We start from the raw sequence: 21,293 nt of genomic DNA on the forward strand, positions 1-21,293 counted from the left end.
AGCCTGTTCTTGAGAATGGTTCCACAAATGACTACAAACTTAATTGCCAAGCATCTCCAACTCAATTCTTAATCCCCGTCGCCGCAATCCCTCGAATAAACTGCCGTTGACCGGCCAAAAACAGCAACACCACCGGTACAGTTCCAATTACCACCGCCGCCATCAACAACTGCCAACTGCTAGTAAACTGTTCCTGAAATTCCGCCAAAACCAACTGCACAGTCCGCAACTCCGGCCGCGTCGTAAACACCAGCGGCTTAAACAAATCGTTCCACTCCCCGATAAACGTAAACAAAAACAGCGTCACCAAAGCAGGGCGGGCCAAAGGTAACATCACCTGCCACAAAACCTGCCAGCGGTTAGCCCCATCCAGCATTGCCGCCTCCTCCAACTCCACGGGAACAGTCATAAAATACTGGCGCAGCAGAAAAATTCCAAAACCGTTAGCCGCCGTCGGCAAAATCAGCGCCCCGTAGGTATTCAGCAGATGACCCCACTTCAAAACCATGAAAATGGGAATCACCAAAAGCTGAAACGGAATTACCAGCGTTGCCAAAACCCCCAACACAATCGCCTGTCGCCCGCGAAACTTCAGCCGGGCCAAGGCGTAACCGGCCAAAGCAGAAGTTACAACCTGAAAACCCGTCACTGCGATCGCCACTAGAGTAGAATTAACAAATGCCAACAAAAAATTGCCCCGTCGCCAAGCTTCCTGATAGTTCGCAAAAGTCAGGCCTGTGGCCTTGACACCCACACCAGATGGTGATAAGGAAACCAAAAATACAGCAGCCAGCGGCAGCAGCACCAGCGCAGCCCCCGCCAGCAACAAAATAAAACTCAGCAGTTCCAGCGTTTGAGACCTGTCAAAGGATTTACCCATAAATTTGTGAATTAACCTAAAATAATAAGCCTGTGAGGTTCTCCAACCCGATCGCATCCCCGATTCCCATACAACAACATAATAGTCGTAGAAGGAAAGAAGGAGTACCTAGGGAGGAAGTTGTGATTAGGATATAATGTTATAGATAGAGTTGGTACTGTAAAACCCTGAAAGGTGGAGACATAGACCGTATTTCTATCATCTATTTCCGGGCAAAAGATCGACTAACGACTAATTCAAGTAATTAGTAAATAGATAGCATTCTAGCGATAGTCTTTCTGGAGTGTTCGACGGCAAAACTCCGCCAAACACGCTGATGACGCCAGTTTTTCCCGGAACGTCAAAGAAAAGTTCTTTGTCGAAAGAATCCTCAGCTATAATCTCTGATTTAGATGGGGTGCGTTCAAAAAAGGTAAAGTGCACTGTCACTGACCCCCAATTTTAAAGTGGTTTGCAGACATCCCACAAGCTTATATGAGGAGACTACATATCTATGCCCCAGCTTGAGGCCAGCCCAACAATTGACTTTCAAACCGAAACTTACAAAGATGCTTACAGTCGCATCAACGCCATTGTGATTGAAGGCGAACAAGAAGCTCACGACAATTACCTGACACTGGCCGAACTGTTGGCTGACAAAAAAGCAGAGTTAGTTGGCTTGTCCAAGATGGAGAACCGTCACATGAAGGGCTTCCAAGCTTGTGGCCGGAATCTTAAAGTCACGCCGGACATGGCATTTGCCAAAGAGTTCTTTTCGGAATTGCACAAAAACTTCCAGACGGCAGCGGCCCAAGGTCAGATTGTAACTTGCTTGTTGATTCAATCGCTAATTATCGAGTGTTTTGCGATCGCAGCTTACAACATCTACATCCCCGTCGCCGATGACTTTGCTCGCAAAATCACCGAAGGCGTCGTCAAAGAAGAATACACCCACCTCAACTTTGGGGAAGTCTGGCTGCAAGCTCACTTTGAGGAATCCAAAGCCGAACTCGAAGCTGCCAACCGCCAAAACCTGCCCATCATCTGGAGACTGCTAAACTCTGTCGCAGACGATGCCCGCGTTTTGGGAATGGAAAAAGACGCTTTAATCGAAGACTTTATGATTGCCTACGGCGAAGCCCTAGGCAACATAGGCTTTAACAACCGCGATATCATGCGGATGTCAGCACAGGGCCTCGCAGCCTAGTTAATTTGGAAATAAGGAATGGGAAAAAAATTAAAAATTAAAAATTAAAAATGGGATACCTCATTTTAAAATATACATTTTTAATCTTCCCATCTTCCCATCTTCCCATCTTCCCATCTTCAATCTTCCTTCATTTGACAACTTAATGTTTGGTCTAATCGGTCACTTAACCAGCTTAGAACACGCCCAATCAGTAGCTAACGAGCTGGGCTATCCAGAATATGCCGATCAAGGTCTTGATTTTTGGTGCAGCGCACCGCCCCAAATAGTTGATCAGATCACGGTAACAAGCATCACTGGACAAAAAATAGAAGGCCGCTATGTGGAGTCCTGTTTTTTGCCAGAAATGCTAGCCACTCGCCGGATTAAAGCAGCCACTCGCAAAATCCTTAATGCGATGGCACACGCTCAAAAAAACGGGATTAACATCACTGCTTTAGGCGGCTTTTCTTCGATCATTTTTGAGACTTTCAACTTGCAGCAAATTAAGCAAATTCGCAATCTCAAGTTGGAGTTTGAACGCTTCACCACTGGTAACACTCACACGGCTTACATCCTCTGCCGCCAAGTAGAAGAAGCAGCCCCTAAATTGGGGATTGAACTTTCAAAAGCCACGGTAGCCGTTTGTGGTGCTACTGGCGATATTGGCAGTGCTGTGTGTCGCTGGCTCAATGTTAAAACAAATGTAGCAGAATTGTTGCTCATTGCCCGCGACAAAGAACGATTGCAAGATTTGCAATCGGAATTGGGCAGAGGCAAAATTATGGACTTGGAAGAAGCCCTCCCCCAAGCGGATATTGTAGTGTGGGTAGCCAGTATGCCCAAGGGAGTAGAAATTGACCCTAAGACATTGAAGCAACCATGTTTATTGATTGACGGTGGCTATCCGAAAAATCTGGCAACTCAGGTTCAGCATCCAGAAATTTACGTACTCAATGGCGGCATTGTGGAGCATTCCCTCGATATTGAGTGGAAAATTATGAAGATTGTCAATATGGATGTACCGGGCCGACAGTTGTTTGCCTGTTTTGCTGAATCAATGCTGCTGGAATTTGAAAAAATGTATACCAACTTTTCTTGGGGACGCAATCAAATCACTGTGGAAAAGATGGAGCAAATCGGTCATATTTCTGTCAAGCACGGTTTCAGACCTTTAATGTCATTTTGATGTGATTTGTTGTGGTTATTGGTTATTGAGGAAAGTTTTTCTGATAATAACCAGTAACTTTTTTTATACAGTTAATAGTAAATTTTTAACACTTAACTATTAACATTAGCTCAGCTCACACAACCCGAAGAAAAGTAGTTTGTAGTTCGGAACAAGCGGATGTGATTGGTGGCAAGAGTTTGTCTTTAATTCTTCTGATATTTGAATTTTGGCGAAAAAAGGTAATATAGACACGGCTGTTAAAGCTTCCGAAGGGATCAGTTCGATCGCGCTGGTGTCGCTTTTTGGAGTTGGGAACAGTTCAGCAGGGTTAGGTCTTTTGTGGCGATGGGGAACCCAGGAGCGCTGGGAAATATGGGCCTAAAACTCAGAAGTAAGCCAAAATAGTGTAGCAAAAAACGAGGCTCCAGCCTCTGGTTTTCAACCAGCTTAGTAAGCCAAGCATAATTCAAAATTTACAACTTCCAAATTTCCCCTCTTTTTCAGCATCCCCTGACAGGGTAGGATCGGAAAATAGTCGATCGACAAAACCTTATAGAAATTATCCGCGTGCCAAACCCAGATCGTAAACCCTTACTCTTAGATTTTGAAAAGCCCCTGGCCGAACTCGAAGGCCGAATTCACCAGATTCGCGAACTCGCCGAAGAAAACAGCGTCGATGTCACCGACGAAATCCGCAAACTCGAAGCTCGCTCAGCCCAACTGCGACAAGAAATCTTCAGCAGCTTGTCCCCCATGCAGCGGCTGCAACTCGCCCGTCACCCGCGCCGCCCCAGTACCCTCGATTACATTCAGGCAATTAGCGACGAGTGGATCGAGCTTCACGGCGATCGGCGCGGCGGAGACGACCCGGCCCTCGTCGGTGGAATTGCCCGCATAGATGGGCGTCCCACAGTCATTATCGGCCATCAAAAAGGGCGCGACACTAAAGACAATATCGCCCGCAACTTCGGTATGGCTGCTCCCGGCGGCTACCGCAAAGCCCTGCGGTTGATGGAACACGCCGATCGCTTCGGAATGCCAATTTTCACCTTTATCGACACTCCGGGGGCTTGGGCGGGCTTAGAAGCAGAACAGCTTGGACAAGGAGAGGCGATCGCCTGCAACCTCCGAGAAATGTTTCGCCTCGACGTTCCCATTATTTGCACCGTCATCGGCGAAGGTGGTTCCGGCGGCGCTTTGGGTATCGGTGTCGGCGAGCGGCTGTTGATGCTGGAACATTCCGTCTACACCGTCGCCACTCCCGAAGCTTGCGCGGCCATTCTCTGGAAAGACTCTGGCAAAGCTAACTTGGCCGCAGAAGCCCTGAAAATTACTTCCTGGGACTTGAAAAACCTCGGCATTCTCGATCAAATAGTACCAGAGCCGATCGGCGGCGCTCACTCGAATCCCCTCAAAGCTGCTTCCATACTCAAACAAGCTTTGTTGGAAAACTTAGCAGAACTCACACAGCTTACGGCTCAGCAGCGACGCGAGCTTCGGTATCAAAAGTTTCGCCACATAGGTGTATTCACTGAAATTTCTGCTTGAGCCGATCGATTCAGAGTTATCAGTTATGAGTTAAAAATTCTTAACTTTAAACTCATAACTCACAGCTCATTATTCTGCCGATCAGTCAGCAGTGTTATAATTTCTCAGGTGACACCGGCTTAACAGTTCTTAATGTTCATCTCATAATTAACTGTTATCACCCGCAGCAGACAGTTGTTTAATTTGCCGAAGAAGGCTGCAACGCTGTAGGGAGTTGCCGAGCGAAAGTATTAGGACACTGAATGAACCATCCAACAACAAAGCAGGCTCTGATAACCGGAGCCAGCAGCGGTATTGGCAAAGCGACGGCTCTAGCGTTCGCAGCCGAGGGCATAAATCTGGCATTAGTTAGCCGAGAGTCGGAAAACTTAGAAGCCGTTGCCGCAGCAGCCCGAGAAGTCGGAGTGAAAGCAGAAGCTTATCCCTTAGACTTGGCAAAAATTGAGCAAGTGCAAAGCAGCATCAGCGCGATCGCATCTCAATTGGGTTCCGTAGATATCCTGGTCAACAGCGCTGGCATGGGCTACACCGGCTCTTTGACGGAAACGCCCCTAGCCGAGTGGCAGAGCGTTCTAGACCTCAATTTGACTAGCGTTTGGCAGTGCATTTTAGGAGTTTTGCCCTCCATGCGCGATCGCAGATCGGGAATCATCATCAACGTTTCCTCGATCGCCGGCACCCAAGCCTTCCCCAACTGGGGAGCCTACTGCGTCAGCAAATTCGGTCTCATGGCTTTGTCTAAAACCTTAGCCGCCGAAGAACGGACTCACGGAATTCGCGTAACAGCAATCTGTCCGGGTTCTGTCAATACTCCTCTGTGGGACACAGACACCGTGGAAGCCGACTTCGATCGCAGTGCCATGTTAACCCCAGAAATCGTCGCCCAATCAATTCTGCACGCAGTTCAGTTGCCAGCAAGTGCAGTAATTGAAGAAATCACGCTCATGTCCAACGCAGGAGTTTTGTGAACTTGAGATTTTAGACTGCTGGATTTTTCTCGAATTCAACAATCTTTGAATCTATAGCTATATCCCCCAATCCAAAATCGCAAATCGATTCACCCTCACACCAAATTGTTATGACAATTGCATCTTCCCCCGATTCCAATGGCTCGAACTCAATTTCGACTGACAGCATGAAACTGTTACAAACCGCAGACAACAACACCCCGCGCATCCCAACTCGACCCGATCGCAATTCCTCGAACGGTCAAGAATCCAGCGTGCCAAAACCTTCAGAAGTAGGCATGGAAGAAATGATGGAGGCCGTTCGTACAATGCTGCTGGGAGTAGGAGAAGACCCCGAACGTGAAGGATTGCTCAAAACCCCAAAACGGGTAGCAGAAGCAATGCGGTTTCTCACCAGCGGTTACAGTCAATCCCTCGAAGAACTCCTCAACGGCGCTATCTTTGACGAAGGCCACAACGAAATGGTACTGGTGCGAGACATCAGCGTATTCAGTATGTGCGAACACCATATGCTGCCGTTTATGGGCCGAGTTCACATTGCTTACATTCCCAACCAAAAAGTAGTGGGATTGAGCAAATTAGCCCGAATTTCCGAGATGTACAGCCGCCGATTGCAGGTGCAAGAACGTTTGACCCGCCAAATCGCCGAAGCAGTTCAGACAATATTGGAACCGAAGGGAGTAGCTGTAGTAATGGAAGCCAGCCATATGTGCATGACGATGCGGGGTGTGCAAAAACCTGGTGCTTGGACGGTTACGAGTGCAATGTTGGGCGTGTTCCAAGAAGAACAGAAAACTCGCGAAGAATTCCTGAATTTGATCCGCCACCAACCGGCATTCTTTTAATCATTAGTCATTAATCATTAGTCATTAGTCATTAGTCATCAGCCAATCACTTTTTGGCTGGTGGCTAGCAATCAAGTAATTTGGTCACTAGCCCCCTGATTCATCCGCAGTCGCAATTCCATAATCTAAAATCTAAAATCTAAAATCAGATGACGATCGACTGATAAACCCATAAAATAGACGGGTGACTCATGACTTGTGACTAAATGAATCCTATTAAATTCGGTACAGATGGCTGGCGCGGTATCATTGCTGACGATTTTACATTCGATCGCGTAGCGTTAGTCGCTCCCCTAGCGGCACAAGTTCTCGCACAAACCGGCAGTAGCGATGGCAGCAGCGGTACCGTAATTGTCGGTTACGACCGCCGATTTCTGGCTGAAGAATTTGCCAAAACAGCGGCTGTTGCCGTCCAAAATGCAGGATTTGACGTGCTGCTGAGCGAATCCTACGCCCCCACTCCAGCTTTCAGTTTAGCTGCCAAACAATTAAATGCTTTGGGTGCGATCGTCCTGACAGCCAGCCACAACCCCGGTGCATATTTAGGGTTAAAAGTCAAGGGCGGATTTGGCGGTTCAGTTTCGCCCGAAGTTACTCAACAGATAGAAGCAAAACTCGAAAATCCGGCGGCACTTTCAGCAACTCCGGGCAAATTGGAGAATTTCAATCCTTGGCCGGCTTACTGCAAAACCTTGCGGGAAATGGTAGATATTGAGGCGATTAAAGAAGCAATCGCCAGCGGCAAAATTACAGTATTTGTAGATGTAATGCACGGTGCCGCCGCCGGAGGATTAGCTCAAATTTTAGAAGTTCCGGTACATGAAGTCAATAGCGATCGAGATCCGCTGTTTGGAGGCGGTGCACCGGAACCTTTGCCGCGCTACCTGTCGCAGTTATTTCGGGTGATGCGTACTCACCAGCGAAAAAGTTCTGGTTTGTCAATCGGATTTGTATTTGACGGAGATAGCGATCGAATTGCAGCAGTTGACTCTAGCGGCAACTTTCTCAGTTCACAAATCCTAGTTCCCATCTTAATCGAACATTTAGCAAAACGGCGCGGCTTGACGGGGGAAGTCATCAAAACAGTCAGCGGTTCAGACATAATTCCCAAAATTGCCAAGCTGTACAACTTGCCATTATTTGAAACGCCGATCGGTTACAAGTATATAGCCGATCGAATGTTAACCACCCAAGTCTTAGTCGGTGGCGAAGAATCGGGAGGAATTGGCTACGGTACACACATTCCCGAACGAGATGCTTTACTGGCAGCGCTGTACTTGTTAGAAGCAGTTGTCAAATCCGGCGAAGACTTAAGCGAAATTTACAGCCGACTGCAACAAGAAACAAGCTTTACTTCAGCGTATGACAGAATCGACTTGCACTTAGCAAACATGGAAGAAAGGTCGCGTTTGCTGTCGCTGCTGCAAAATCAACCCTTAACAGAAATCGCCGGCAAAGCAGTTGTAGATTGCAACAAAGTTGACGGATATAAGTTCCGCTTAGCTGACGGAAGTTGGCTGTTAATTCGGTTTAGCGGAACCGAACCAGTGTTGCGGCTGTATTCAGAAGCGGCGACATTGAAAGAAGTTATGCAAAACTTAAACTGGGCGAAAAACTGGGCGCATAATTAATCCGAGTTTTCAACCGCAGATAAACGCAGATAAAAATAGCTCAAATACTATCAGCGTTAATCAGTGTTCATCCGCCGATATCTGCGGTCAAAAAATTCCATTATTTCCCAGCCTACAAGCAATAAATTCCCAAGCAACCAGAAACAATATAACTTAAGTAACCACACAAAATTAATTACATAAAGACTCCTTGCTAGGCAAGGGTTTCAGTAGAAATATTGTGTAATTAATTCTGCACACCTACTTATTTGCGATCGTGCGACGTTTTTTTTGTTAATATCAATTCGTAAGTTTTAATTGAAATAATGACCGATCGCAAATTGCTAGTTGTAGCTACGGGCAATCCGGGTAAACTCAAGGAAATGCAAGTTTATCTTCAGGATTTGGGATGGGAATTGGAACTCAAACCGGAAGAGTTGGAAATCGAGGAAACAGGCGAAACTTTTATGGCTAATGCTTGCTTGAAGGCGTCTGAAGTGGCGAAAGCAACGGGCAAATGGTCGATCGCCGATGATTCTGGTTTAATGGTAGATGCACTCGACGGCCAACCTGGGATTTACTCGGCACGCTACGGGAAAACCGATGCTGACAGGATATCTCGACTTCTCAATGAATTGGGTAGCGAACAAAACCGGGAAGCACAATTTGTTTGCGCGATCGCGATCGCCCGTCCCGACGGTACAATTGCCTTGCAAGTAGAAGGAATTTGCCGTGGCGAAATCCTCCACACTCCTCGCGGTACGGGAGGTTTCGGATATGACCCCATTTTCTACGTACCCACACAGCAACAGACTTTTGCAGAAATGACACCCGATATCAAGCGATCGCACTCTCACCGCGGTCGAGCCTTTCATGCTCTAATACCACAAATGCCGAACCTTGTCAACTCCTAATGAATAAAAAAGCCCAAACAGGGGGTAACTGTGGCATTGGATATTGACACTTAGGTATCAAAACTGAACAGGAAAGAGGTATTTCGTTGGCAATGATTAGTTACCGATGACCAATTACCAATGCCCTGTTTGGCCAATGCCCAATGCCCCAGTATCTTAGATTGCCTCCAAGTTCTTTTCCCCAGTCCGAATCCTAATAATTTGTTCTACAGGAGAGATGAAAATCTTGCCGTCGCCAATCTCGCCCGTGCGGGAAGCCGCGATAATTTTATCAACCACCATGTCAACTTGATCGTTTTCCACAACAATCTCCACCTTGAGCTTTTGCAAGAACTCAACGGTGTACTCAGAACCGCGATAGCGTTCTGTCATGCCCTTCTGACGGCCAAAACCTCTAACTTCAGAAACAGTCATCCCCACAATACCAGCATTGACGAGTGCGATTTTCACTTCGTCTAGTTTAAAGGGGCGAATAATAGCTTCAACCTTTTTCAAGTTTTTCACTCCTAACAGTTAGTACCTTCGTTATATTACTTAATCGGCGTGACATCTTTTAATATCACGGCCAACAGCAAGTATTTTGTCAAGTATATTACCCTATCTTGTACTCACGATGAAATGCACGCCAACCTTTAACAATCTTCTCGGATTTTTCGGGGGCGCGGGTTCTGGGCTCCGGCTGATCGCGGTAGAGTTAAGAAGACTGCAGCAGGCGTCCCCCGCCGATCTGCTAAAACAGAAAAAGAACGCAGGAGACAGGAGTTTTCCGAGTTTCCGCTTTGCTATGTCAGATTTGCACGTATTGCTGAAAACTATAATTGCCAGAGGCGGTCAGTTAAACTATTCTTATGCACCCAGCCAGCCCTCCCCCTGACCGCAGCGGGCTTGATGCCCTACTGAGAAATCGCCCCTTCCTCGCCTTGTGGACGGGCCAGTTATTGGCCCAAGTGGCGGATAAAATCTTTTACGTATTGCTGATTATTCTGCTGAAAACCGGCGACTACCGACCCTGGCCGGTTTCTGGGCAACATTCGGAAAATTCTATGCTGTCAGCGGTGATGATTGCCTACACAGTGCCGGCGATCGTCTTTGGTTCCGTAGCCGGTATCGTGGTAGACCGCTTTTCCAAAAAGCAAATGCTGGTCGCCTGCAACGTGATTCGAGCCGGGTTGATTGTAGCTTTGCCGTTTTTGCCCAAAGCTTTTGTAGTTTTGTTGACGATGACGTTTTTGATCTCTACCGTAACGCAATTTTTTGCTCCGGCAGAGCAGGCTGCAATCCCCCTGGCCGTGGGGCGAGAGGGACTGATGTCGGCAAATGCGCTGTTCGCCTCGTCCACAATGGGCGGGATTATTGTCGGGATGACGATCGGCGAACCGCTGTTTAGTTGGGTAAAACACAGCTTCGGAGCCGATTCTCAAGAGTTTATGCTGGGCGGGTTGTACCTGATATCTGCCGGTTTGATCTATGCCATGCGGATCAAAGAAAGTCATGCCGGCAGCAGTGGCAAAAACGTCCATCCTTGGCAAGATCTCAAAGAAGGTTTGCGCTATTTGAAACACAATCACCTTGTCAGCAACGCGATGGTGCAGTTGACAATTTTGTATTCCGTGTTTGCGGCGCTTCAGGTGCTGGCGATCGCGCTTTCAGGCAAAATAGGTCTCAAAGAAACTCAATTTGGCTTTTTGCTCGCTGCAGCGGGAATTGGAATGGTCTTCGGTGCAGCCTTTTTGGGACACTGGGGTCATCGAATGCACCACAAACCTCTGCCTTTAATCGGTTTCTTGATGATGGGTTTTGTATTAGCAATGTTTGCTTTTACTCGACAGTTATGGGTGGGATTCGGATTGAGTGCTCTGTTCGGTTTTGGTGCTTCCTTAATTAACGGGCCGATGCAGGCTCTGATTCAAGAAAAAACTCCAGAATCTATGCGGGGCAAAGTCTTTGGATTGGAAAACAATGCGATTAATATTGCTCTGAGCCTGCCTTTAGCACTGACCGGCCCGCTGACGGATGCTGTCAGTAATGCTGTCGGCGACGATGACTTGGGCTTGCGGATCGTGTTGCTGAGTTTGGGCTTTTTGGTCTCCGTGATGGGAATGGCAGCTTGGAAACATACTCGCAAAGTCTTGCAGGATGTTCTCTGAACTTTGCAAAGAAGGCAGAAGGCAGAAGGCAGAGGGGATGGGTGTCAACTTAAGGTCAAATGTAGTACCGATCTACTGTTTGACGATGATTGTCGATATCCCCTGATAGTTGGGGGCAACCAGAGCATTCTCTTTAGTTTCCCTTCTTAACGGGAATGGGAGCAGGATCGAGACTCGCGTCTAAACAAAATTTATCAAGGGTTTTAGGCTAGTGTTGACACCAATGGGAAGAGGGAAGAGGGCTTTCTTTTCGCGATCGATCCATAACATAGCAACCGCCCTGATGATTATGACGTTCTTAATTGCTGAAACGATTGTTTTTCTTGTCGAATGCCGAATCACGAATGCTCTAAAAGCGTCATATTGCGGTAAACACGCATAGAGCCCACTATTTCCTCTGTTTCTTTTCTTCCTCTGCAGTTCCACAATTTCTCGATCGGGCGAACTCTTTGCGATCGCGCAATCTTTTGTAAAATCTCACCACTTAAATTTTCCTAGTTTCATTAATTGAGATTAAAGTAGTATAAAAGCTTTCATTAAAAATCATAATTAGTTTAAGGAAGGAAATTCTGTGCAACTAAAAACTAAAGTGACCATCAGGCGTGCAACTGGTGGATTTGCTCTGATTGACAGCTTGATCCGCCACGGCGTCAAGCATATTTTTGGTTATCCCGGCGGTGCAATTCTGCCGCTTTACGACGAACTCTACCGCGCAGAAGAAACTGGCGCTATCAAACATATTCTGGTGCGCCACGAGCAAGGTGCTGCTCACGCGGCTGACGGATACGCCCGCGCTACTGGCAAAGTAGGGGTTTGTTTTGCTACTTCGGGCCCCGGCGCAACTAATTTGGTAACGGGGATTGCGACAGCCCACATGGATTCGATCCCGATGGTAATTATTACTGGTCAGGTTCCTCGTCCGGCGATCGGCACTGATGCGTTTCAGGAAACTGATATTTACGGGATTACCCTGCCAATTGTCAAGCATTCTTATGTAGTGCGCGACCCGAGAGATATGGCGCGAATTGTGGCAGAAGCTTTCCACATCGCGAGTACAGGGCGGCCGGGGCCAGTCTTGGTTGACGTGCCCAAGGATGTGGGTTTAGAAGAATTTGACTATCTGCCCGTGGAACCCGGATCGGTGAGAATTCCGGGCTACCGGCCGACGGTGAAGGGAAATCCTCGGCAAATTAATCAAGCAATCTATTTGCTGCAGGAAGCAAAGCGTCCTTTGCTTTATGTCGGGGGCGGGGCGATCGCAGCGGGGGCCCACGAGGAAATTAAGGAACTCGCCGAACTTTTCCAATTGCCGGTCACGACAACGCTGATGGGCAAAGGTTCCTTTGACGAAAACCATCCTTTGTCGGTGAAAATGCTGGGGATGCACGGCACTGCTTACGCTAATTTTGCCGTTACCGAGTGCGATTTGCTGATTGCTGTGGGGGCGAGGTTTGACGATCGCGTGACCGGGAAATTAGACGAGTTTGCCGCGCGCGCAAAGGTGATTCACATCGATATCGATCCGGCGGAAGTAGGCAAAAATCGCGGCCCTGATGTGCCGATTGTCGGAGATGTCCGCCAAGTTTTGGTCGATTTGCTGCGCCGCTGTCGGGAAACTGGAGTTTCGGGGAAGGCCGGACAGACTGCGGAATGGCTGCACAGGATCGATCAGTGGAAACAGGACTATCCGTTAGTTGTGCCTCATTACCCAGACATTTTGTCTCCGCAAGAGGTGATTTCCGAGTTGGCTACTCAAGCGCCGGATGCTTACTACACAACAGATGTCGGTCAACATCAAATGTGGTCGGCTCAATTCTTGAACAACGGGCCGCGCCGCTGGATTTCTAGCGCTGGTTTGGGCACGATGGGTTACGGGGTGCCGGCTGCTATGGGCGCGAAAATGGCGCTACCCGATGAGCAAGTGATTTGTATTGCTGGCGATGCTAGCGTGCAAATGAATATTCAAGAGCTCGGAACGTTAGCACAATACGGCATTAATGTCAAGATTGTGATTGTAAATAACGGCTGGCAGGGAATGGTGCGGCAGTGGCAGCAGGCGTTCTACGGCGAGCGTTATTCGTCGTCGAACATGACTGTGGGGATGCCGGATTTTGTGATGCTGGCTGAAGCTTATGGGGTGAGAGGGATGCTGGTTTCGCGGCCGGAGGAACTCAAAGATGCGATCGGGCAAATGCTAGCTCACGAGGGCCCGGTGGTGATGAACGTTAAGGTAACGAGGGACGAAAACTGCTATCCGATGGTAGTTCCAGGTAAGAGCAACGCTCAAATGGTTGGCTTGCCTGAACGTAGCAAGTTGCAATCTGCAGAGTTGATTTATTGTCCGAGTTGCGGCGCTAAGAATGTTTCGACCAATAAGTTTTGTCCTGAGTGCGGGACAAAAGTTTAACGAGTTTTGAGTGGGGACTTAGGCTGTGCCTATTAGTCTCAACTTAAGGTCAAACGTAGTCATAGACTGCTGTTTCTCGTCGAGGCCAGATCCCCCCTAGCCCCCCTTAAGAAGGGGGGGACAAGAGTCCGATCAAAGTCCCCCTTCTTAAGGGGGATTTAGGGGGATCTGGCCTCGGATAAAAGCGAGAGATACAAAGGTTTCAGACTTAAGTTGACACATATCGGCAAGGCCGTCTCTTTACCCGGCTCTGCTGTTTCACATTTAAAACCATGTCCGCTGGCATCGCATCGAGAGCTTTAATCTGTGTAATCTCTAAGCATATTTTATGAGCCAGTGTCTAAACCCTGATTGCCTATTCCAAAACTCGTCTGGCTCTACAAAATTTTGTCAAAAATGTGGGGATAAACTGCTATTGGGCGATCGCTACGGAGCCCAAAAAATTATTGGACAAGGGGGATTTGGGCGCACTTTTCTAGCTCTTGACGAGTATAAACCCTCAAAACCTCCCTGCGTTATTAAACAATTCTACCCCCAATTTCAAGGCACTTCTAGTATCCAGAAAGCTGCTGAGTTATTTGAGCTGGAAGCAGTACGCCTAGAACAGTTGGGTAAACATTCTCAAATTCCCGACTTATTAGCATATTTTAGTCAAGATGGACGGCAGTATTTAGTCCAAGAATTCATCGACGGTGAAAATTTAGCCCAAACACTAGAGTCTAAGGGATATTTTAGCGAAACGCAGATTCGCAATTTGCTTAATAATTTACTGCCAGTATTCGAGTTCATTCACTCTAGCCAAGTTATTCACCGAGATATCAAGCCAGAAAATATTATTCTTCGGCAAGATGGGCAACTGGTTTTAGTTGATTTTGGTGCCGCGAAATATGCGACACAAAAGGCTCTAGCGGTAACGGGAACGAGGATCGGGACGGCTGGATATACGGCACCAGAACAAGCCAACGGCAAAGCTATTCATGCTAGTGATATTTATAGTCTGGGTGTCACTTGTCTGTGTCTGTTAACTGAGGTTGAACCGATTGATTTATTCGATGATAGCGAGTTTGAGTGGGTGTGGCGAGAACACTTAAAAACATCTGTCAGTTCGGAACTGAGTCAGATTTTAGATAAAATGATACAACCTGCTATTAAAAAACGTTATCACTCTGCTACTGAAGTGTTGCAGGCTCTTGCTTCTCAATCACCTCAATTATCAGCTCAAACACCTCTATCGGCACCGCCACCAGACTCCCTGAAATCGGCGCGGGGTGTTGACTATACTCGTCTCCGGGATTTATTGGCCACAGGGGAGTGGAAAGAGGCGGATCAGGAAACAATAAAGGTAATGCTGAAAGCTGCGAGACGGGAGAAGGAAGATTATTTTGATACGGACTCAATTGATAATTTTCCTTGCGATGATTTACGCACCATCGACCAGTTGTGGGTAAAATATAGTCAGGGTCGCTTTGGTTTTAGCGTCCAGAAAAACATTTGGTTGGAAGTGGGCGGCAAAGTTGATTGGGATACTGAAAAGAAGCTCGGCGATCGCGTCGGTTGGCGAAAAGGAGGCCGTTGGTTGGACACAAAGAACCTAACCTATAATAAACAAGCACCTGTGGGCCACCTCCCTAGGCAAATGTGTGGGTGGTGGGGTGGGTTCCGGGGTTTGGGTGTCAAGTGGCGTTATGGTTCTTCTCTCGCATCAAGAAGTGTAAGCTGTAATCTATAGCGATTTCAGCCCTTGGTTGGTTTGCCCGATCGTAGCAAGTTGCAATCTGCGGAGTTGATTTATTGTCCGAGTTGCGGCGCCAAGAATGTTTCGAGCAATAAGTTTTGTCCTGAGTGCGGGACAAAACTTTAAGGGCGGAAACTAGGGACACGGGGGTCAGTTCAGAGGTGTCAAAAATCGCCTGAAAACAATTGTATCTCTGGTCGATGGCCGAGTCCCAACCCCCCTACACACAAGTCCGAAATCTATCAACACCATTCATGACTGAAACCCCAACTTTCGATATCGCCATTATTGGTGCAGGACCAGGCGCACTATGTGCAGCCCATGGGCTAGCCAATTTAGGTTTTTCGGTAGCTGTGTTTGAACGAGCTAGAGCTTTACGTCCCATCGGCGCTGCTCTAGGGTTGGCAGAAGCGGGGTATAACGCATTGTCTCTGATTAATGCCGATCTCGCTACCGAAGTTCGTGCCGCTTCTGCTAACCCACAGCGACAACTGCTGATGAGACCCAATGGCGAGGTTCTGTTTTCTGATGAATCGCCGTTGGCGGGTACTCCCTTCACTTGGCTAGCGTGGTATAACCTACAAACCTCATTGCACAACACACTGCCACCTACCGTATCCCTTCACCTTAACCATAAGTTTCTCAACTTCACTAAGGTCGCTGATCCGTCCAAGCCTCCCTTACGCTTGCACTTTGAGAATCAGACCGATGTTGGCGCACAACTGTTAATTGGTGCCGATGGTTATCACTCCGCGGTTCGCGCTCTTACCGTGGGAGATGGTGCGCCTCTGTACACTGGAACCATGACTTGGCGAGGAATCTTGCCCCGTCAAATCCTAGCCCCCCTCGCTGAACCCTTTGCAGAAGGGGCTGGTTTTCAACTGGTGGTAGGAGACCAGAAAAATTTTTGGATTATGGATGCAGGAGGCGAGGCACTGGCTTGGACAGGGACTGCACTCCATCCGACTTCAGAGAAGAGTAGCGATGTTTTAGCTATGGTTCTCCAAGTTTTTGACCAATGGACTCCCTTTGTTGAAAGGGTTATTCGAGCAACTGACCCTACCACTATTGTGGAAACTGGCGTGTTCGATCGGGAACCAGTATCCCAATGGGGGGATAGAGAGAGAATCACCTTATTAGGGGATGCGGCTCACCCGATGCGACCGTCATTAGGATTAGGCACTACTATGGCATTTGAGGATGCTGTTGCTTTAACAAAAAAACTCAAGGGTCTGAACTTGCAGGATACTCCTTCTGTTGCTCAAGCTCTTACGGACTATGAAGAGGAACGGATTGCGATCACCGCACCGTTACAACTCAAAGCAAGGCAAGGAGGAGAAGCATCCCATGCCTCTGACCAAGCTGACCAACTCAAGGCAGGCTTTGAATTAGCCTTAGCTGCTCGCAGAAACAAGCAGTAACAAATGAATCTTTATTTGGGAATAGATTTCGGCACGACAGGCGCGCGATCGACTGTCATAGACTCCCAGGGTATGATACATTGTGAGACAGAATATACTTTTGCCAACAACGGGCAACAACAGCCTGAATTGCCTTCGGTGTGGCAAAATGCGCTGTGGGCTGTAATCGAGCAAATTCCCCCAGCAATCCGCAATCAGGTAAGGGCGATCGCCCTTGACGGCACATCATCCACTGTCATACTGTGCAATACCGACGGTATACCAGTATGCGAACCGATTTTATACAATGATGGGCGCGGTGCAGCGGTGACAGAGAAGTTGCGGGCGATCGCCCCTGCCAACCACACAGTATTAAGCGCTACATCCAGTCTGGCAAAACTCCTGTGGTGGCAGGAGGGCGGGCACGGGGGCACCGCCCCTACGGTTTTCCTGCATCAAGCTGACTGGCTGGCATTTCTGCTGCACGGGAAATTAGGAATTAGCGAGTATCACAATGCTCTGAAACTCGGTTTCGATGTTGATACTTTGTGCTATCCGAATTGGCTGACACAGGGAATTGCGGGCGCTGCAACTCCTGAATTGCCACGAGTTGTCGCACCGGGCACGCCTGTGAGGGAAGTGAGAGCTCAAGTGGGCGATCGCTTCGGTTTTCCCCGCGATTGTATGATTTGTGCTGGCACAACCGATAGCATTGCCGCATTTTTAGCAAGCGGTGTCAATTTACCAGGGGAAGCAGTAACTTCTCTCGGTTCTACACTAGCAGTCAAACTTTTAAGTCATACCCGCGTAGATGATTCTAGATACGGGATTTACAGTCATAAATTAGGCGATTTGTGGTTAGTTGGAGGTGCTTCTAATACCGGAGGTGCGGTGCTGCGACACTTTTTTACTGATGCTGAGTTGGCTAATTATAGCACACAAATTGATCCAGAACAAGAGAGTTTGCTGGATTATTACCCATTGTTGAAAAAGGGCGATCGCTTTCCGATTAATGACCCGAATTTGCCGCCCAGACTCGAACCGCGTCCAACTGATTCAGTGGAATTTCTGCACGGTTTGCTAGAAAGCATAGCGCGGATTGAAGCGCGGGGATATCAATTATTGCAGGAGTTGGGTGCAACTCCTTTGACCAAAGTTTATACTGCTGGCGGCGGGGCAAAAAATTTGGTTTGGAGTGCGATTAGAAAGCGTTATTTAAAAGTCCCTGTTGAAACGCCAATTCATACTGCGGCTGCTTACGGGGTGGCGCTGTTGGCGAAGCATGGAACGCAAATTTAAAGGTGGTAAATTTGGACTGATATCGCTCTCGATAAAAGCTAAAATGAGAGGAAGCAAACACTCTGATATATTGTGTTAAGTTGTTATCCCTAAAAATTAAGGACAATGGCAAAGCTACCTGATGACATCCTGAACACAATTTTTACCTTGCAGCGGCGGCTAGTGGAAATCCTCAACGAGACAACCGCGACAGAATATATTTTAATGCAGCAGTTTGGCGAGACAGAAGCGACACTCCCCGAACTAGAATCCCTGGATAATGTTAAGGAAAGGTTGAGAAACCCTTACAATCGTTTGTACAGGCTTTTGCAGCAGGTAGCAGAATCTCAACCCGCTGCGACTGCGGATACGTTAAACTTTCTGTATAGAACGATAGAACAAACAGAGGCGGCTGTCGATGCCTCAGAAGCAACTATCCGAGAAATCAAAATGGATTGGAATTTGCCATGAATCAACAACCTAGAATCCCCGACGCTGAAACCAGAAAGCGACACGTTGAAAAGATGCGTGAAGTCTGCCAACAGCTTGACGCTTTGACTCTAAACCTGGATGAATTAATCGCCATATTTGAAGCTGATAACCGCCGCCAGCGTCGAGAACGTTTGGCGGGTAAATACAGGCGTGTGGAATCTCAGGTAGTCGAATAAGATATGAGATGTGGCATCATTGTTAATAAGTCTTTTATGAACAGGCAAGATGTGAGATAAGATCGATCGAGGGGCGATTCCCTGCGGGAGAGTCTTGAATCATTTCTTTTGTGTCCCCTGAAGTTCGGACGCAAGGTTGTGTAGTAACCGTTTTAACCGCCGACTATCGGGAGTTTTCAACACTTTTTTATTACACTCGCTGCAACTTAGCTGTTCTCGGATCGATAATTTTTCTGCCCAAACCCGAAAACTTAATTGCCAGATTAGTTTTATCGCCTTCTCCCAAGACGTGGGTAATTTCTCCAACTCCAAAAGCATGATGAAAAACCCGATCGCCCGTTTTCCACTCCGCCGATTGTCCATTGTTGCCCGCTTGAGAACTGGCGGAATTTGCTGCTGAATTATTAGTTTTTCCTTTCGAGGCAGCCGTTTTTCCCGCTTTAGTTTTTTTGGCAATTCCAGCCAGCAAATGTGGCGGCAATTCTCCTAAGAATAGCGAAGGGGTGCAGTGTTCGCGGTAGCCTCCCCACAAGCGGCGTTCGCGAGTGTGGGTGAGAAATAGCAATTCCTGGGCGCGAGTGATGCCGACGTAGCACAAACGGCGTTCTTCTTCGATCGCTTTCGGGTCGTCCAAACTGCGGAAATTGGGAAATAAACCCTGTTCCATTCCGACTAGAAATACTACGGGAAATTCTAGCCCTTTTGCGGAGTGCAGCGTCATCAGCGACACGCGGGAATCTTCTTCCTGCAAGTCATCTAAATCGGATGCTAAAGAGGCTTTTGCTAAAAATGATGTCAGCGTCGGTTCTTCGTTTTGTTCTTCAAATTGCAGCACAGCATTGTACAATTCTCTGACGTTTTCGATGCGATTTTCGGCTTCCTCGGTTCCTTGATTTTTCAAATCTTGAATGTAGCCTGAATCTTCGATAATTCCTTGGACAATTTGCGAAGCCGGCAGAGTTTCGACTTGCGATTGCCAACGACCAATCATTTCGGCAAACTTAATAATAGCTTTTGCCGATCGCCCTGCTAGAGTATTTACAGAAGACTCATCACTGAGTATTTCCCACAACGGAATGCCCAATTGAGTTCCAGCGTCTTCGATTTTGGAAAATGTGGTATCGCCAATGCCGCGACGGGGAGTATTGATGATGCGTTTGAGGCTGACGCTATCGTCGGGATTGGCAACCGCCCGCAGGTATGCTAGGATATCTTTGATTTCTTTGCGATCGTAAAACTTCAGGCCGCCGACAATATTGTAAGGAATGTCTAAACGCATTAACGCTTCTTCAAAGGAGCGAGATTGAGCGTTTGTGCGGTAGAGAATCGCAAAGTTACTGCCGTTTTCGTATTCGGAGTTTTGCCGCTTCAAGGAATGAATTTGACCTGCTACAAATTCCGCTTCATCTAATTCGTTGTCCGCCCGCCAGACAACAATCGGAGCTCCCGGTTCGCGAGTCGGGCGCAGAATTTTCTCGATGCGTTCGGTATTGTGTTCGATCAAGTGGTTCGCAACTTGCAGGATGTTTTCGCGCGATCGATAATTTTCCTCTAATTTTACCATTGTCTGAGTTTTATCGTCTGACAAACCATCTCCGAAATCTTGTTGAAATTCCAGCAAGATGGTATAATCTGCCATGCGAAAGCTGTAAATTGATTGATCGACATCGCCCACTACAAAAATCGAGCGGTTTTGCCATTTATCGAAGCTTTTCGGGTCGGCGTTATTTGTCACCAGCATCCGAATCAAATCGTATTGAGTGCGGTTGGTATCTTGGTATTCGTCAACTAAAATATGGCAAAACTTTTTATGCCAGTAATTTAATACTTGCTCGTTTTGGCTCAAAAGTTTAACGGGAACGAGGATTAAATCGTCAAAATCTAGGGCATTGTTGGCTGCTAAAGCGTCTTGGTAGCGGCTGTAAACATCGGCAATCACGCGACCTCTGTAATCCGGTTCTGCTGCTTGGTATTCTTGAGGCGACAAGCCTTTATTTTTAGCGTTGCTGATGACATAGCGGACTTTTCGCGGGTCAAATTTCTTGTCGTCGAGGTTCAGTGTTTTGGTGACGATTTGTTTGACGATACTTTGAGCATCTGATTCATCAAAAATCGAAAAATTTTTCTGCCACTTGCGGCCTTTTTCGTCTTGGTATTTTTCAATATCGTAGCGGAGAATGCGGCCGCACAAAGAGTGGAAAGTTCCCATCCAAATGTGCTTGGTAATTCTCTGGTAAATTTGCGATCGCAATTTGGTTTGTACATCCGGGGCTAAGTCTACCAAAGGTTTACCATATTCCGCTTCAGCTTGCTGAGTTGCCAGCAATTTCTCAATTCTTTCTTTCATCTCCCTGGCGGCTTTATTTGTAAATGTCACCGCCAGAATATTTTCAGGATCGACTCGATGCGTGCGAACTAAGTTAGCAACTCGGTAAGTTAGAGCTCTGGTTTTGCCGGAACCAGCGCCCGCTACTACTAACAGCGGCCCGTTATAATGGGCGACTGCTTGGCGCTGAGATGGGTTGAGGTGGCTGAGGAAATCAGTGGTTTGAGTCAT

At 47.6% G+C, this 21,293-nt stretch carries 18 protein-coding genes and 1 pseudogene; 15 read left to right on the plus strand and 4 right to left on the minus strand.

What is annotated here, in order from left to right; genetic code table 11:
- Positions 1-61: 61 nt before the first annotated feature.
- Positions 62-880, minus strand: coding sequence for a carbohydrate ABC transporter permease (locus tag QUA25_RS02755; protein WP_333035372.1), 819 nt, complete (start codon positions 878-880; stop codon positions 62-64).
- Between the two features lie 231 nt (positions 881-1,111).
- Complete coding sequence (locus QUA25_RS02760) at positions 1,112-1,303, minus strand: hypothetical protein (RefSeq protein WP_333035373.1); 192 nt, start codon at positions 1,301-1,303, stop codon at positions 1,112-1,114.
- Positions 1,304-1,373: 70 nt separating this feature from the next.
- Between QUA25_RS02760 and QUA25_RS02765 the strand changes: the two genes are divergently transcribed.
- The 7 genes from QUA25_RS02765 to rdgB all read left to right on the plus strand — a co-directional run bounded on the left by QUA25_RS02765 (position 1,374) and on the right by rdgB (position 9,101).
- On the plus strand, positions 1,374-2,066 hold the full coding sequence (locus QUA25_RS02765) for an aldehyde oxygenase (deformylating) (protein WP_333035375.1): 693 nt from the start codon (positions 1,374-1,376) through the stop codon (positions 2,064-2,066).
- Positions 2,067-2,211: 145 nt separating this feature from the next.
- A complete protein-coding gene (locus QUA25_RS02770; protein ID WP_333035377.1) occupies positions 2,212-3,234 on the plus strand; it encodes a long-chain acyl-[acyl-carrier-protein] reductase in 1,023 nt (340 codons plus the stop codon).
- Between the two features lie 549 nt (positions 3,235-3,783).
- Positions 3,784-4,764 carry an acetyl-CoA carboxylase carboxyl transferase subunit alpha gene (accA, locus tag QUA25_RS02775; RefSeq protein ID WP_333035380.1) on the plus strand — a complete coding sequence of 327 codons (981 nt, stop codon included), beginning with the start codon at positions 3,784-3,786 and terminating at the stop codon, positions 4,762-4,764.
- Between the two features lie 242 nt (positions 4,765-5,006).
- Positions 5,007-5,732, plus strand: coding sequence for an SDR family oxidoreductase (locus QUA25_RS02780; protein WP_333035381.1), 726 nt, complete (start codon positions 5,007-5,009; stop codon positions 5,730-5,732).
- 110 nt (positions 5,733-5,842) lie between these two features.
- Positions 5,843-6,577 (plus strand): GTP cyclohydrolase I FolE, encoded by a 735-nt coding sequence (gene folE / locus QUA25_RS02785; RefSeq protein ID WP_333035382.1) that lies wholly within the window; start codon positions 5,843-5,845, stop codon positions 6,575-6,577.
- A gap of 206 nt (positions 6,578-6,783) precedes the next feature.
- Positions 6,784-8,208 carry a phosphoglucomutase/phosphomannomutase family protein gene (locus tag QUA25_RS02790; RefSeq protein ID WP_333035384.1) on the plus strand — a complete coding sequence of 475 codons (1,425 nt, stop codon included), beginning with the start codon at positions 6,784-6,786 and terminating at the stop codon, positions 8,206-8,208.
- A gap of 305 nt (positions 8,209-8,513) precedes the next feature.
- Positions 8,514-9,101 carry an RdgB/HAM1 family non-canonical purine NTP pyrophosphatase gene (gene rdgB, locus QUA25_RS02795; protein WP_333035385.1) on the plus strand — a complete coding sequence of 196 codons (588 nt, stop codon included), beginning with the start codon at positions 8,514-8,516 and terminating at the stop codon, positions 9,099-9,101.
- A 156-nt stretch (positions 9,102-9,257) separates the two neighbouring features.
- Here the strand turns inward: rdgB and QUA25_RS02800 are convergent, their stop codons facing one another.
- Positions 9,258-9,596, minus strand: coding sequence for a P-II family nitrogen regulator (locus QUA25_RS02800; protein WP_006633346.1), 339 nt, complete (start codon positions 9,594-9,596; stop codon positions 9,258-9,260).
- Positions 9,597-9,949: 353 nt separating this feature from the next.
- Between QUA25_RS02800 and QUA25_RS02805 the strand changes: the two genes are divergently transcribed.
- From QUA25_RS02805 to QUA25_RS02835, 8 genes and pseudogenes are all read left to right on the plus strand, one after another.
- Complete coding sequence (locus QUA25_RS02805) at positions 9,950-11,248, plus strand: MFS transporter (protein WP_333035388.1); 1,299 nt, start codon at positions 9,950-9,952, stop codon at positions 11,246-11,248.
- Between the two features lie 571 nt (positions 11,249-11,819).
- Complete coding sequence (gene ilvB, locus QUA25_RS02810; protein WP_333035390.1) at positions 11,820-13,655, plus strand: biosynthetic-type acetolactate synthase large subunit; 1,836 nt, start codon at positions 11,820-11,822, stop codon at positions 13,653-13,655.
- Between the two features lie 328 nt (positions 13,656-13,983).
- Positions 13,984-15,384 (plus strand): serine/threonine-protein kinase, encoded by a 1,401-nt coding sequence (locus tag QUA25_RS02815; RefSeq protein WP_333035392.1) that lies wholly within the window; start codon positions 13,984-13,986, stop codon positions 15,382-15,384.
- 12 nt (positions 15,385-15,396) lie between these two features.
- Positions 15,397-15,516, plus strand: a pseudogene (locus QUA25_RS29395) (zinc-ribbon domain-containing protein); the annotation flags it as partial.
- Between the two features lie 128 nt (positions 15,517-15,644).
- Positions 15,645-16,811 (plus strand): NAD(P)/FAD-dependent oxidoreductase, encoded by a 1,167-nt coding sequence (locus QUA25_RS02820; RefSeq protein ID WP_333035393.1) that lies wholly within the window; start codon positions 15,645-15,647, stop codon positions 16,809-16,811.
- Between the two features lie 3 nt (positions 16,812-16,814).
- On the plus strand, positions 16,815-18,089 hold the full coding sequence (locus QUA25_RS02825; RefSeq protein ID WP_333035395.1) for an FGGY-family carbohydrate kinase: 1,275 nt from the start codon (positions 16,815-16,817) through the stop codon (positions 18,087-18,089).
- Positions 18,090-18,194: 105 nt separating this feature from the next.
- Positions 18,195-18,539, plus strand: a complete 345-nt coding sequence (locus tag QUA25_RS02830; RefSeq protein ID WP_333035397.1) for a hypothetical protein — start codon at positions 18,195-18,197, stop codon at positions 18,537-18,539.
- Positions 18,536-18,736, plus strand: coding sequence for a hypothetical protein (locus QUA25_RS02835; RefSeq protein WP_015174854.1), 201 nt, complete (start codon positions 18,536-18,538; stop codon positions 18,734-18,736). The genes QUA25_RS02830 and QUA25_RS02835 overlap by 4 nt, the downstream gene beginning before the upstream one ends.
- 190 nt (positions 18,737-18,926) lie before the next feature.
- Here the strand turns inward: QUA25_RS02835 and pcrA are convergent, their stop codons facing one another.
- Positions 18,927-21,293: a DNA helicase PcrA gene (gene pcrA / locus QUA25_RS02840; protein WP_333035399.1), complete on the minus strand. Its 2,367-nt coding sequence runs from the start codon at positions 21,291-21,293 to the stop codon at positions 18,927-18,929.

This window comes from Microcoleus sp. Pol17C6 (assembly GCF_036701145.1).
Taxonomy (GTDB): domain Bacteria; phylum Cyanobacteriota; class Cyanobacteriia; order Cyanobacteriales; family Microcoleaceae; genus Microcoleus.

What these genes read in the sequence shown, in the direction of transcription:
- QUA25_RS02755 (WP_333035372.1), bottom strand. Translation starts at nt 880, where the DNA reads ATGGGTAAATCCTTTGACAGGTCTCAAACGCTGGAACTGCTGAGTTTT.
- QUA25_RS02765 (WP_333035375.1), top strand. Translation starts at nt 1,374, where the DNA reads ATGCCCCAGCTTGAGGCCAGCCCAACAATTGACTTTCAAACCGAAACT.
- QUA25_RS02770 (WP_333035377.1), top strand. Translation starts at nt 2,212, where the DNA reads ATGTTTGGTCTAATCGGTCACTTAACCAGCTTAGAACACGCCCAATCA.
- QUA25_RS02780 (WP_333035381.1), top strand. Translation starts at nt 5,007, where the DNA reads ATGAACCATCCAACAACAAAGCAGGCTCTGATAACCGGAGCCAGCAGC.
- folE (WP_333035382.1), top strand. Translation starts at nt 5,843, where the DNA reads ATGACAATTGCATCTTCCCCCGATTCCAATGGCTCGAACTCAATTTCG.
- QUA25_RS02790 (WP_333035384.1), top strand. Translation starts at nt 6,784, where the DNA reads ATGAATCCTATTAAATTCGGTACAGATGGCTGGCGCGGTATCATTGCT.
- rdgB (WP_333035385.1), top strand. Translation starts at nt 8,514, where the DNA reads ATGACCGATCGCAAATTGCTAGTTGTAGCTACGGGCAATCCGGGTAAA.
- QUA25_RS02805 (WP_333035388.1), top strand. Translation starts at nt 9,950, where the DNA reads ATGCACCCAGCCAGCCCTCCCCCTGACCGCAGCGGGCTTGATGCCCTA.
- QUA25_RS02815 (WP_333035392.1), top strand. Translation starts at nt 13,984, where the DNA reads ATGAGCCAGTGTCTAAACCCTGATTGCCTATTCCAAAACTCGTCTGGC.
- QUA25_RS02820 (WP_333035393.1), top strand. Translation starts at nt 15,645, where the DNA reads ATGACTGAAACCCCAACTTTCGATATCGCCATTATTGGTGCAGGACCA.
- QUA25_RS02825 (WP_333035395.1), top strand. Translation starts at nt 16,815, where the DNA reads ATGAATCTTTATTTGGGAATAGATTTCGGCACGACAGGCGCGCGATCG.
- QUA25_RS02830 (WP_333035397.1), top strand. Translation starts at nt 18,195, where the DNA reads ATGGCAAAGCTACCTGATGACATCCTGAACACAATTTTTACCTTGCAG.
- QUA25_RS02835 (WP_015174854.1), top strand. Translation starts at nt 18,536, where the DNA reads ATGAATCAACAACCTAGAATCCCCGACGCTGAAACCAGAAAGCGACAC.
- pcrA (WP_333035399.1), bottom strand. Translation starts at nt 21,293, where the DNA reads ATGACTCAAACCACTGATTTCCTCAGCCACCTCAACCCATCTCAGCGC.